Origin of the sequence: Streptomyces sp. NPDC057287 (assembly GCF_042667905.1) — a bacterium.
Classification (GTDB): Bacteria; Actinomycetota; Actinomycetes; order Streptomycetales; family Streptomycetaceae; genus Streptomyces.
Genome location: NZ_JBHUYV010000014.1, coordinates 177,300 through 189,961 on the forward strand (window position 1 = coordinate 177,300; position 12,662 = coordinate 189,961).

At 70.1% G+C, this 12,662-nt stretch carries 12 protein-coding genes; 4 read left to right on the top strand and 8 right to left on the bottom strand.

Annotated features, from left to right (window positions below; all coding sequences use genetic code 11):
- Positions 1 to 14 precede the first annotated feature (14 nt).
- Genes tal through pgl form a run of 4 tightly spaced genes read left to right on the top strand, consistent with a single transcriptional unit; the run spans position 15 to position 4,478 of the window.
- Entirely contained in the window at positions 15 to 1,133 is a 1,119-nt protein-coding gene (tal, locus tag ACFUNE_RS26055; RefSeq protein WP_383572758.1) for a transaldolase, read from the top strand.
- A gap of 5 nt (positions 1,134 to 1,138) precedes the next feature.
- Positions 1,139 to 2,671 carry a glucose-6-phosphate dehydrogenase gene (gene zwf, locus ACFUNE_RS26060; protein WP_383572761.1) on the top strand — a complete coding sequence of 511 codons (1,533 nt, stop codon included), beginning with the start codon at positions 1,139 to 1,141 and terminating at the stop codon, positions 2,669 to 2,671.
- On the top strand, positions 2,668 to 3,699 hold the full coding sequence (opcA, locus tag ACFUNE_RS26065; RefSeq protein ID WP_383572765.1) for a glucose-6-phosphate dehydrogenase assembly protein OpcA: 1,032 nt from the start codon (positions 2,668 to 2,670) through the stop codon (positions 3,697 to 3,699). Before zwf ends, opcA begins: the two co-directional genes overlap by 4 nt.
- Positions 3,696 to 4,478, top strand: a complete 783-nt coding sequence (gene pgl / locus ACFUNE_RS26070; RefSeq protein ID WP_383572768.1) for a 6-phosphogluconolactonase — start codon at positions 3,696 to 3,698, stop codon at positions 4,476 to 4,478. The genes opcA and pgl overlap by 4 nt, the downstream gene beginning before the upstream one ends.
- 81 nt (positions 4,479 to 4,559) lie before the next feature.
- On the opposite strand, the gene ACFUNE_RS26075 is transcribed toward pgl, so the two are convergent.
- From ACFUNE_RS26075 to gap, 8 genes are all read right to left on the bottom strand, one after another.
- Complete coding sequence (locus tag ACFUNE_RS26075) at positions 4,560 to 6,068, bottom strand: PH domain-containing protein (RefSeq protein ID WP_383572771.1); 1,509 nt, start codon at positions 6,066 to 6,068, stop codon at positions 4,560 to 4,562.
- Positions 6,065 to 6,568: a PH domain-containing protein gene (locus ACFUNE_RS26080; RefSeq protein WP_383572774.1), complete on the bottom strand. Its 504-nt coding sequence runs from the start codon at positions 6,566 to 6,568 to the stop codon at positions 6,065 to 6,067. The genes ACFUNE_RS26075 and ACFUNE_RS26080 overlap by 4 nt, the downstream gene beginning before the upstream one ends.
- 3 nt (positions 6,569 to 6,571) lie before the next feature.
- Positions 6,572 to 8,224, bottom strand: coding sequence for a glucose-6-phosphate isomerase (gene pgi / locus ACFUNE_RS26085; RefSeq protein ID WP_383572777.1), 1,653 nt, complete (start codon positions 8,222 to 8,224; stop codon positions 6,572 to 6,574).
- A gap of 158 nt (positions 8,225 to 8,382) precedes the next feature.
- A complete protein-coding gene (locus ACFUNE_RS26090; RefSeq protein ID WP_383572780.1) occupies positions 8,383 to 8,718 on the bottom strand; it encodes an RNA polymerase-binding protein RbpA in 336 nt (111 codons plus the stop codon).
- A 109-nt stretch (positions 8,719 to 8,827) separates the two neighbouring features.
- Entirely contained in the window at positions 8,828 to 9,064 is a 237-nt protein-coding gene (gene secG, locus ACFUNE_RS26095) for a preprotein translocase subunit SecG (RefSeq protein ID WP_014156893.1), read from the bottom strand.
- Positions 9,065 to 9,201: 137 nt separating this feature from the next.
- Positions 9,202 to 9,978, bottom strand: a complete 777-nt coding sequence (gene tpiA, locus ACFUNE_RS26100; RefSeq protein WP_031094496.1) for a triose-phosphate isomerase — start codon at positions 9,976 to 9,978, stop codon at positions 9,202 to 9,204.
- A gap of 6 nt (positions 9,979 to 9,984) precedes the next feature.
- Positions 9,985 to 11,196, bottom strand: coding sequence for a phosphoglycerate kinase (locus ACFUNE_RS26105; RefSeq protein ID WP_383572784.1), 1,212 nt, complete (start codon positions 11,194 to 11,196; stop codon positions 9,985 to 9,987).
- 113 nt (positions 11,197 to 11,309) lie between these two features.
- Complete coding sequence (gene gap / locus ACFUNE_RS26110) at positions 11,310 to 12,320, bottom strand: type I glyceraldehyde-3-phosphate dehydrogenase (RefSeq protein ID WP_329227566.1); 1,011 nt, start codon at positions 12,318 to 12,320, stop codon at positions 11,310 to 11,312.
- Positions 12,321 to 12,662 lie beyond the last annotated feature (342 nt).

Consider the following 12,662-nt stretch of genomic DNA (forward strand, 5'->3'; position numbering starts at 1 on the left):
GAGATGCAATTCTCATGACAGACGCACTCAAGCGCCTCTCCGACGAGGGCGTGGCGATCTGGCTGGACGACCTGTCGCGCAAGCGGATCACGTCCGGCAACCTCGCCGAGCTGATCGACCAGAGCCACGTCGTGGGTGTCACGACCAACCCGTCGATCTTCCAGAAGGCGATCTCCCAGGGCGACGGTTACGACCAGCAGCTCACCGACCTCGCCGCCCGCAAGGTGACGGTCGAGGAGGCGATCCGCATGATCACGACTGCGGACGTCCGTGACGCCGCCGACATCCTGCGTCCGGTCTTCGACGCGACGGACGGCCAGGACGGCCGGGTCTCCATCGAGGTCGACCCGCGCCTGGCCCACAACACCCTGGCCACGGTCGCCGAGGCCAAGCAGCTGGCATGGCTGGTGGACCGGCCGAACACGCTCATCAAGATCCCGGCGACCAAGGCGGGCCTCCCGGCGATCACGGAGACCATCGGGCGGGGCATCAGCGTCAACGTCACGCTGATCTTCTCGCTGGAGCGCTACCGCGAGGTCATGGAGGCCTACCTGGTGGGTCTGGAGAAGGCGAAGGCCGCAGGCCTCGACCTCTCCAAGATCCACTCCGTGGCGTCCTTCTTCGTGTCCCGCGTGGACACCGAGATCGACAAGCGCCTGGACGCGGTCGGCAGCGACGAGGCGAAGGCCGCGAAGGGCAAGTCCGCCCTCGCCAACGCCCGTCTGGCCTACGAGGCGTACGAGGAGGTCTTCGCGGGCGACCGCTGGGCCGCCCTGGACAAGGCGCATGCCAACAAGCAGCGTCCGCTGTGGGCCTCCACCGGCGTGAAGGACCCGTCCCTCAAGGACACCCTGTACGTCGACGACCTCGTCGCCCCCAACACGGTCAACACCATGCCGGAGGCGACGCTGGACGCCGTGGCCGACCATGGTGAGATCACCGGCAACACCGTCGCCGGACGTTACGACCAGGCCCGTGCCGACCTCGACGCGATCAAGAAGCTCGGGGTCAGCTACGACGAAGTCGTCCAGCTGCTGGAGGACGAGGGCGTCGACAAGTTCGAAGCCGCCTGGATCGACCTGCTCAACTCGACCGAGGCCGAGCTCAAGCGCCTCGCTCCTTCGGAGGGCTGACCACCTTGTCTGGTGTTCCCGGAGCCAACCCGCTCCGTGACGCCCAGGACCGACGGCTCCCGCGCATCGCGGGGCCGTCGGGCCTGGTGATCTTTGGCGTCACGGGCGATTTGTCCCGTAAAAAGCTGATGCCCGCTGTCTACGACCTGGCCAATCGCGGCCTGCTGCCACCGGGCTTCTCGCTCATCGGCTTCGCGCGCCGCGACTGGGAGGACGAAGACTTCGCCCAGGTCGTCCACGACGCCGTGAAAGAGCACTCCCGCACCCCGTTCCGCGAAGAGGTCTGGCAGCAGCTCAGCCAGGGCATGCGCTTCGTCCAGGGCAACTTCGACGACGACGTCGCGTTCGAGACCCTCAGGGCCACGATCGAGGAGCTCGACAAGGCGCAGGGGACGGGCGGCAACTTCGCCTTCTACCTCTCCGTGCCGCCGAAGTTCTTCCCCAAGGTCGTCCAGCAGCTCAAGAAGCACGGGCTGGCCGACCAGAAGGAAGGCAGCTGGCGACGGGCCGTCATCGAGAAGCCGTTCGGCCACGACCTGGAGAGCGCGCAGGAGCTGAACCAGCTCGTGCACGACGTCTTCCCGCCGAACGAGGTCTTCCGTATCGACCACTACCTCGGCAAGGAGACGGTCCAGAACATCCTGGCGCTGCGCTTCGCCAACACGATGTGGGAGCCGATCTGGAACAGGTCGTACGTCGACCACGTCCAGATCACGATGGCCGAGGACATCGGCATCGGCGGCCGGGCCGGCTACTACGACGGCATCGGCGCCGCCCGTGACGTCATCCAGAACCACCTGCTCCAGCTCCTGGCGCTGACGGCGATGGAGGAGCCCGGCTCCTTCCACCCGAAGGCACTGGTCGCCGAGAAGCTGAAGGTGCTCACTGCGGTGGAGCTGCCCGAGGACCTCGGCAAGCACACGGTGCGCGGGCAGTACACGCACGCGTGGCAGGGCGGTCAGGAGGTGCCCGGCTACCTCGAGGAGGACGGTATCGACCCCAAGTCGACGACCGACACCTTCGCGGCGATCAAGCTGACGATCAACAACCGCCGCTGGGCGGGCGTGCCGTTCTACCTCCGTACCGGAAAGCGGCTCGGCCGCCGGGTCACCGAGATCGCGGTCGTCTTCAAGCGCGCCCCGTATCTGCCCTTCGAGTCCGGTGCGACGGAGGAGCTGGGCGGCAACGCCCTGGTCATCCGGGTGCAGCCGGACGAGGGGGTCACGGTCCGGTTCGGCTCCAAGGTGCCGGGCACCTCCATGGAGGTGCGGGACGTCACGATGGACTTCGCCTACGGCGAGTCCTTCACGGAGTCCAGCCCGGAGGCGTACGAGCGGCTCATCCTCGATGTGCTGCTCGGCGACGCCAACCTCTTCCCGCGCCACCAGGAGGTCGAGCTCTCCTGGAACATCCTCGACCCGATCGAGGAGTACTGGGACAGGCACGGCAAGCCCGCCCAGTACCCGTCCGGCACCTGGGGGCCGGCCGAGGCCGACGACATGCTCGCACGCGACGGACGGAGCTGGCGCCGGCCATGAAGATCGATCTCACGGAAACCACGTCCAGCAAGATCAACCAGACCCTCATCTCGGCCCGCCGGTCCATCGGCTCCCCGGCCGTCGGCATGGTCCTCACCCTCGTCATCGTCACGGACGAGGAGAACGCGTACGACGCGCTCAAGGCGGCGAACGACTCCTCGCGCGAGCACCCGTCGCGGATCATCGTGGTGATCAAGAGGGTCAGCCGCTCACCGCGTGCGCGCCGCGACGCACGGCTCGACGCCGAGATCCGGGTCGGTTCCGACGCGGGCTCGGGCGAGACCGTGGTGCTGCGTCTCCACGGCGAGCTGGCCAACCACGCCCAGTCGGTCGTCCTGCCGCTGCTGCTGCCGGACGCCCCGGTGGTGGCGTGGTGGCCCGAGGACGCCCCGGCGGACCCGGCCAAGGACCCGCTGGGCGCGCTCGCCCAGCGTCGCATCACCGACACCTACTCCGCCGAGCACCCGCTCGACGAGCTGTCGGTGCGCGCCGCGACGTACCGGCCCGGCGACACGGACCTGGCCTGGACCCGCATCACGCCGTGGCGTTCGATGCTGGCGGCGGCGCTCGACCAGCAGCCGGCGCAGGTCGTCTCGGCGACGGTCGAGGGCGAGTCCGACAACCCGAGCTGCGAACTGCTGGCCATGTGGCTCGCGGACCGGCTCAAGGTCCCGGTGGAGCGGACGCTGTCCGGCGGTCCCGGTCTGACGGCCGTACGGCTGGAGACCAAGAACGGCGTGATCGTCCTGGACCGGCCCGACGGCTCGCTGGCGACGCTCTGCATGGCCGGCCAGCCGGACCGTGCGGTCGCGCTCAAGCGGCGGGAGACCGCCGAGCTCCTCGCGGAGGAGCTGCGCCGTCTGGACCCGGACAACATCTACGAGGCCACGGTGAAGTTCGGTGTGGAGCGCCTCGGCGGTCCCACCGAGGCGTCGTCCGTCGGTTCGGGGCAGAAGCGGCAGGAGCCCGCGGGCGCCGCCGCCCCTGCCGCGAAGAAGGCGGCGGCCAAGAAGGCGGCGTCGAAGTGAGTGCTCCGCAGCTCGTCGTGCACCGCGACAAGGAGCTGATGGCCCAGGCCGCGGCGGCCAGGCTGATCACGAAGATCGTGGACGCCCAGGCCGCCCGGGACTCCGCCTCGGTGGTCCTCACCGGCGGGCGCAACGGCAACGGCCTGCTGGCCGCGCTGGCGGACTCCCCCGCCCGGGACGCGATCGACTGGTCGCGGCTCGACCTGTGGTGGGGCGACGAGCGGTTCCTGCCCGAGGGCGACCCGGAGCGCAACATCACCCAGGCCCGGGACGCCCTGCTGGACAAGGTGCAGCTGGACCCCTCCAGGGTCCACGCGATGCCTGCGTCGGACGGGCCGTACGGCGGCGACGCCGACGCCGCGGCCGCGGGGTACGCGGCGGAACTGGCCGCCGCCGCGGGCCCGGAGGACCACGGGCCGGTCCCGACGTTCGACGTGCTGATGCTGGGCGTCGGCCCGGACACCCATGTCGCGTCGCTCTTCCCGGAGCTGCCCGCGGTCCGGGAGACCGAGCGCACCGTCGTCGGTGTGCACGGCGCCCCCAAGCCGCCGCCCACCCGCGTCTCTCTGACGCTGCCCGCCATCCGGGCGGCGCGTGAGGTGTGGCTGCTGGCCGCGGGTGAGGACAAGGCGGAGGCGGCGGAGATCGCGCTGTCGGGCGCCGGGGAGATCCAGGCCCCGGCGGCGGGCGCGTACGGGCGGAGCCGCACGCTGTGGCTGCTGGATGCCGCCGCGGCGTCGAAGCTGCCGCGCGCGCTGTATCCGCCCGCCTCGGCGTAGCGGAGCAGTACCGCAGAGGCCCGGCCCCGCTCCTCGGAGCGGGGCCGGGCCTCTCGTCGTGGCCAGTGGCGGCCGGCCGCCTCAGCCGCGCTCCAGGAAGGGCTCCAGCAGCCCCGGGACGGCGTCGGAGGCGAAGGCGAGCCCCTCGGAGGCGTCCGTGTCGTGCGCCGTGTAGGCGCCGCCCCCCGCGGCCGTCGTGGCGGTGACGCTGATCAGCCCGGCGCGCCGCTGGAAGAAGGACTGCTTCACCGTCCAGCCGATGACGCCCGCGCGCTGGAGGGCCGCCGTGGAGCGCCGGACGCTGCCGGAGCGGGTCACCAGGTAGTCGCCGCTGAGCGTGTGTCCCAGTGACCGGTACGCGTCGAGGGCCAGGAGCACCCCGACGGGCACGGACACCACCGCGCAGCCCAGCGCCGTCCACAGCAGCACCGGCGTCAGCAGGACGCCCAGGACGGCCTGGACCAGCACGGGCACCAGGGTCACGACGAGGGCGCGGCGCAGCCGCCGGCCCCGGGCGGCACGGGGATGGGCCCTCAGGGGCGCACCGGTCGGCGTCACCGTCTCACGCAGTACCTCGGCGGCGATCGTGTCGGCGAGCGCCCGCGGAGCGACCGGCAGCAGCGCGTCGTGCTCGGCGCCCCGCGTCTCCTCGTCCGTGGCCAGACCGGTGGTGATCGCGTCCACCCGGGCGGCGCCCAGCAGCCGGACACCCAGCGGCTCGACCAGGTCCACACCTCGCAGCCGCCGTTCCTCGACGGACAGGGAGCGCGCTGTCAGGAGCCCGCGCCTGACCCGCAGGGTACCGCCCGGTTCGCGCTCCAGGCGGTAGTTCCACCACATCTCGATCCACAGCCCGAGCGCTCCGACGACACCGGCGACCAGCGCGGCCAGGGCGAGGACGGCGATCGCCCAGACCAGCGGGGTGTCCCGGAAGCGGTCGGTGACCCAGTCGATGACCTCGCCCTGCGCACCGACCCAGTCGCTGACCTGCATCACCCCGCCCACCGCCGCCCCCGCGAGCGCGGGTGCGACGAACGAGACCGGTGCGTAGCGGATCCAGCGGAGGTCGAGGGTGGCCAGTTCGCCGTCGCGGTGACTCCCCCGGGCCGCCGTGGCGCCCCGGTCGAGGAGGTCCCGGCGGAGCCGCTCCCCCTCCGCACGGGAGACGGGGTCGAGCTCCAGGGTGGAGTCGCCGCCCGTGTGCTCACCGGTTCCGATGCGGACGGTGACCAGCCCCAGGAGCCGCAGCAGGAGGTGCGCGGTGAGGTCGACGCTGCGGATCCGTTCGCGGGCCAGCGAGCGGCGCTTCACCAGGAGGAGCCCGGTGTGCAGGTCGACCCGCTCGGCGCCGACGCGGTAGCGGGTGCGCCGCCACCGGACGTGGTCGCCGACGGCCGCACAGCCGATCAGAAGGGCGGCGCCCGCCAGCACCCAGCCGATGGCCCTCGCGTATCCGATCGGGCCGGCGAGCGCCACCGTGACCGGCACGGCGGCACTCGCCGCGACTCCCGCCACGACCAGCGCGGTGACCACGACCGTACGGGGGTGGAGCCGCCGCCAGTCGGGGCCGCTGTCGGCGGCGGTGCTCACGTGGCGTCCCCGGGGGTGCCCTGGGTGATGCGGGTCAGCCGCTCGGCGAGCTCCGCGGCTGCCTCGTGGGCCAGCCCCTCGATCTGTACGGCGCCCTTGGCGGAAGCCGTGGTGACGGTCACCGTGGCCAGTCCGAAGACCTGCTCCAGGGGGCCGCGCACGGTGTCCACGGTCTGGATGCGGGACATCGGGGCGATCCGCCATTCCCGCAGGAAGACCCCGGTGCTCACGTAGACCGCCTCGTCGGTGACCTCCCAGCGGTGGGTGCGGTACCACCACAGGGGGAAGAGGACGGTGCACAGCAGGCCGGCGACGCCGAGCGGGGCCGCCGCTGTCAGCAGCCAGAACCTGGCGGGAGCGATGAACGCTCCCAGCAGGCCCAGGACCACCACCGGTGGTGCCGTCAGCAGCAGCCATCGGGCCCGCCACCAGCCGACGGCCCTGCGGGCCGGCGCGTTGCGCGGCGGCCGGAGCCGTATCGTCCCCTCCCCCGTCGTCATCGCTCAGCGGCCACGCAGCGAGCGGTACGCCGAGACGAGCGCGGCGGTGGAGCTGTCCAGCTGCTCCCCTCCGGTGCCCTCCGTCAGGACCGGCTCGATCTTCTTCGCGAGGACCTTGCCGAGCTCGACGCCCCACTGGTCGAAGGAGTCGATGTTCCAGACGGCGCCCTGGACGAAGACCTTGTGCTCGTACAGCGCGATCAGCTGGCCGAGCACCGAGGGGGTGAGCCTCTCCGCGAGGACGGTGGTCGTCGGGTGGTTGCCGCGGAAGGTCTTGTGCGCGACGAGCTCCTCGGGCACACCCTCCGCACGGACCTCGTCGGGCGTCTTGCCGAAGGCGAGTGCCTGGGTCTGCGCGAAGAAGTTGGCCATCAGCAGGTCGTGCTGGGCGATCAGTCCGGGCAGCAGGTCCTGGACCGGCGCGGCGAAGCCGATGAAGTCCGCCGGGATGACCTTCGTGCCCTGGTGGATCAACTGGTAGTAGGCGTGCTGCCCGTTGGTGCCGGGAGTGCCCCAGACGACCGGTCCGGTCTGCCACTCGACCGGGTCGCCCTCGCGGTCCACCGACTTGCCGTTGGACTCCATGTCCAGCTGCTGCAGGTACGCGGTGAACTTGGACAGGTAGTGGCTGTAGGGCAGGACCGCGTGCGCCTGGGCGTCGAAGAACTGGCCGTACCAGACGCCCAGGAGGCCCAGGAGCAGCGGGGCGTTCTCCTCGGCGGGGGCGGTGCGGAAGTGCTCGTCGACGAGGTGGAACCCGTCCAGCATCTCGCGGAACCGCTCGGGGCCGATCGCGATCATCAGCGAGAGGCCGATCGCCGAGTCGTAGGAGTAACGGCCGCCGACCCAGTCCCAGAACTCGAACATGTTGGCCGTGTCGATGCCGAAGTCCGTGACCTTCTCGGCGTTGGTCGACAGCGCCACGAAGTGCTTGGCGACGGCCTCCTGACCGGCCCTCAGCCCGGTGAGGAGCCAGTCGCGGGCGGACGTGGCGTTGGTGATGGTCTCGATCGTGGTGAAGGTCTTGGACGCGACGACGAACAGCGTCTCGGCCGGGTCCAGGTCGTGGACGGCCTCGTGGAGGTCGGCGCCGTCGACGTTCGACACGAAGCGGACGGTGAGCGAGCGGTCCGTGAAGGAGCGCAGCACCTCGTAGGCCATGGCGGGGCCGAGGTCGGAGCCGCCGATGCCGATGTTCACGATGTTCTTGACCGGCTTGCCGGTGTGCCCGGTCCACTCACCGGCCCTGACCCGGTCGGAGAAGGCCGCCATCCGGTCGAGGACGGCGTGCACGGCCGGAACCACGTTCTCGCCGTCGACCTCGATCACCGCGTCGCGCGGGGCGCGCAGCGCGGTGTGCAGGACGGCGCGGTCCTCGGTGGTGTTGATCTTCTCGCCGCGGAACATCGCGTCCCGCAGCTCCGCCACTCCCGTGGCCGCGGCGAGATCGCGCAGCAGGCGCAGCGTCTCGTCGGTCACCAGGTGCTTGGAGTAGTCGATGTGGAGGTCGCCGACCCGGAGGGTGTAGGCGGACCCGCGATCCGGCGAGTCCGCGAACAGCCGGCGCAGATGGGTGTCGCCGAACTCCTCACGGTGCTTGCCGAGAGCCGCCCACTCGGGCGTCTGGTTGAGCTTGGTTCGGCTTTGTGCGTTCATCCCGGAAATCGCCCACTTCTTCTCGTACCTGCAACCTTCCCCGCTGCCCCTCCAACCTAATTGATCTGGAGGGCACGTCGGGGCAACGGCGGGCTACGGGGCGGCATACGGATTCCGGCCGGGCACCCAGGGGGTGGCCGGCCGGTGAACAACTCGGTCTAGATCTCGCCGCGGAGTTTCGCGAGGGCTTCGGCGAGGATCGCTTCGCCGTCGGCGTCGCTGCGCCGCTCGCGCACGTACGCCAGGTGGGTCTTGTACGGCTCGGTGCGCGTCGGAGCCGGCGGGCTGTCCCTGTCCTGTCCGGCCGGGAAGCCGCAGCGCGGGCAGTCCCAGGTCTCCGGTACCTGCGCGTCATGGGCGAAGCTCGGCTGCGTCTCGTGCCCGTTCGAGCACCAGAAGGAGATGCGGAGGCGCGGCGCGGACTCGCCTCGCTCGGCCTCCCCCATCGGGCCCGCTCCGACCCGGCTTCCCCGGATCGCGTTGCCACTTGCCACGGTCGTAACTCCCTGCGTGATGGTGCTCGAAGATGCCCCAGTCTACGTAAGGCCCAACGCGCGTCCAGTGAAAGGAGTTACACCCTCACCGGGATTCGCGGACGCGGGGTCAGCTGTCCAGCTTGATGAGCAGAGCCAGGACGACGATGCACGCGAACCAAGCCAGACCGACCACGACGGTGATGCGGTCGAGGTTCCGCTCGGCGACCGACGAGCCGCCCACGGAGGACTGCATCCCGCCACCGAACATGTCGGACAGACCGCCGCCCTTTCCCTTGTGCATCAGCACCAGCAGCATCAGCAGCAGGCTGAAGACGATCAGGGCGATCTCGAACGCCAAAACCACGGCTGGTCCCTACTTTCCGGAATTCCTAGGACTGCATGTACGAACAGCGGGGGCCCGGGGGTACACCCCCCTGGCCCCCGCAAGGGTACGACGGATCGGCGCCGCCGCATACTCACCGTTCGCGGAAGCGGACGATCCTACTGGTCGCGGAAGCGGACGATCTTGACGAACTCGTCGGCGTCGAGCGCGGCGCCCCCGATCAGGGCACCGTCCACGTCGGGCTGCGCCATGATGGCCGCGACGTTGCCGGACTTCACCGAGCCGCCGTACTGGATGCGGACGGCGTCGGCCAGCTCCTGCGAGTACAGCTCGGCGAGTCGGCGGCGGATCGCGCCGCAGACCTCCTGCGCGTCCTCGGGGGTCGCGACCTCGCCGGTCCCGATGGCCCAGACCGGCTCGTAGGCGATCACGATGGACTCGGCCTGCTCGGCCGGGATGTCCTTCAGCGCGCCGTCGAGCTGCGCCAGCGTGTAGGAGACCTGGTCACCGGCCTTGCGGATGTCCAGCCCCTCGCCGACGCAGAGGATCGGGGTCAGCCCGTGCTTGTAGGCGGCCTTCACCTTGGCGTTGCAGATCTCGTCGTTCTCGCCGTGGTACTGGCGGCGCTCGCTGTGACCGACGGCGACGAAGGTGCACTTCAGCTTGGCGAGCATCGGGCCGGAGATCTCACCGGTGTACGCGCCGGAGTCCTGCGCCGAGATGTCCTGGGCGCCGTACTTGATCTTCAGCTTGTCGCCGTCGACCAGCGTCTGCACGGACCGCAGGTCCGTGAAGGGCGGCAGGACGGCGACCTCGACCGCGTCGTAGTCCTTGTCGGCCAGGGCGAAAGCGAGCTTCTGGACGTGTGCGATGGCCTCGAGGTGGTTGAGGTTCATCTTCCAGTTGCCCGCCATGAGCGGGGTGCGGGTGGTCATGAAAGGTCAGTCCTCCAGTGCGGCGAGGCCGGGAAGCGTCTTGCCCTCGAGGTATTCGAGGCTGGCGCCGCCACCGGTCGAGATGTGGCCGAATGCGTTCTCGTCGAAGCCCAGGATGCGGACGGCGGCCGCGGAGTCGCCGCCGCCGACGACGGTGAAGGCCTGGGAGTCGACGAGGGCCTGGGCGACCGCCTTGGTGCCCTCGGCGTAGTCGGGGTGCTCGAAGACGCCCATCGGGCCGTTCCAGAAGACGGTGGCGGCGTCGGCGAGCTTCGAGGCGTAGAGCTTGTTGGTCTCCGGGCCGTTGTCCAGGCCCATCACGCCGGCCGGGATGGCGTCCGCGGCGACCGTGCTCGGGTTGCTCGGGGCCTTGGTCTTGAGGTCCGGGAACTGCGCGGAGACGACGACGTCGACGGGCAGCACGAACTCGACGCCCTTCTCCTCGGCGCGCTTGAGGTAGCCGAGCACCGCCGGGATCTGGTCCTCCTGGAGGAGGGAGCTGCCGACCTCGTGGCCCTGGGCCTTGAGGAAGGTGTACGCCATGCCGCCGCCGATGAGGATGCGGTCGGCCTTCTCCAGCAGGTGGTCGATGACGCCGAGCTTGTCGGAGACCTTGGAGCCGCCGAGGACGACGACGTAGGGGCGCGTGACGTCCTCGGTGAGCTTCTTGAGTACGCCGACCTCGGTGGCGATCAGGCCGCCGGCCGCGTGCGGCAGCCGGGCCGGGAGGTCGAAGACCGAGGCGTGCTTGCGGTGGACGGCGCCGAAGCCGTCACCCACGTACACATCGGCCAGCTCGGCGAGCTGGTCGGCGAAGGCACCGCGCTCGGCGTCGTCCTTCGACGTCTCACCGGCGTTGAAGCGGAGGTTCTCGATGACCGCGACCTGGCCGTCGGTGAGGGCGGCGACCGTGGCCCGCGCGGACTCGCCCACGGTGTCGGTCGCGAAGGCGACCTCGGCACCGAGCAGCTCACCCAGGCGGGCGGCGGCGGGCGCCAGCGAGAAGGCCGGGTCCGGTGCGCCCTTGGGGCGGCCGAGGTGCGAGGCGACGACGACCCGCGCGCCGCCCGCGGCGAGCGCGGCGACCGTCGGGCTGACGGCGCGGATGCGCCCGTCGTCGGTGATCGTGGTGCCGTCCAGCGGCACGTTGAGGTCGGCGCGGACGAATACCCGCTTGCCCGCGACCCCTTCGGCGAGAAGTTCGTCGATCGTCTTCATCTGTTCCCATACTCCTTGGAAGGACTGATGAGCATGCGAGGGGGCTCGAACGGCGCCGCGTCGCGCCGTCCGAGCCCCTTCACATCACACCTGGATGCCTGCCGATCCTAGGATCAGAGCTGGCCGCCGACGAAGACGGTCAGGTCGACGAGGCGGTTGGAGTAACCCCACTCGTTGTCGTACCAGCCGAGGATCTTCACCGAGTTGCCCTCCTGGACCATGGTCAGGGAGGAGTCGAAGGTGCAGGACGACGGGTCGCCGACGATGTCCGAGGACACGATCGGGTCCTCGGTGTACGTCAGGAAGCCCTTGAGGTCGCCGTCGTCGGACGCCTTCTTGAACGCGGCGTTGACCTCGTCCTTGGTGACCTCGCGCTGCAGGGTCACGACGAGGTCGGTGGCGGAACCGGTCGGGACCGGGACGCGCATCGCGATGCCGTCGAGCTTGCCCTTGAGCTGCGGGAGGACCAGGGCGGTCGCCTTGGCGGCGCCCGTCGTGGTCGGGATGATGTTCTCGGCGGCGGCGCGGGCGCGACGCAGGTCCGAGTGCGGGAAGTCCAGGATCCGCTGGTCGTTCGTGTACGCGTGGACCGTCGTCATCAGGCCCTTGACGATGCCGAAGTTCTCGTCGAGAACCTTGGCCATCGGCGCCACACAGTTGGTGGTGCAGGAGGCGTTGGAGATGACGTGGTGGTTGGCCGCGTCGTACTTGTCCTGGTTGACGCCCATCACGATGGTGATGTCCTCGTCCTTGGCCGGAGCCGAGATGAGGACCTTCTTGGCGCCACCGGCGATGTGCTTCGCGGCGTCGGCCTTCTTGGTGAAGATGCCGGTCGACTCGATGACGATGTCGACGCCCAGCTCACCCCAGGGGATGTCGGCCGGGTTGCGCTCGGAGAGCACCTTGATGGTGTGACCGTCGACGGTGATGGTGTCGGCGGTGTGGCTGACCTCTGCCTTGAGACGACCCAGAATGGTGTCGTACTTCAGCAGGTGAGCCGTGGTCGCAGTGTCACCCAGGTCGTTGACAGCCACGATCTCGATGTCCGCACCCTGCTCCAGCAGCGCGCGGAAGTAGTTACGACCGATGCGGCCAAAGCCGTTGATGCCTACGCGGATCGTCACGAACCGATCTCCTCGTTAGGAACGCCGGTTTCGATGCCGGCGAGTTTTATTAGGGATGTCCCCGACCGCCTCCGACCCTACCTCTCCGAAGCCTCCGGAGTGACATCGAGAGGGACGGTACGAACGGAGATCTCCTTACTCCCGAGTAGGAGCAGGGTATTCCGGCCTTGAAGCGCGGCGGCCATGCCCACCGCGGGCGGCACGGTCACCGAGCGTCAACACCCGCCGGAGCTGCACCCCTTGCCGGAGAGGGGCGGACCGCGCCCCCTCCGGGGCGGCGTCACCAGGAGTCACTGACGCGGACTCAGTCCTCGCGGTTCCGGCCATGAGCGGGCCCGGCGG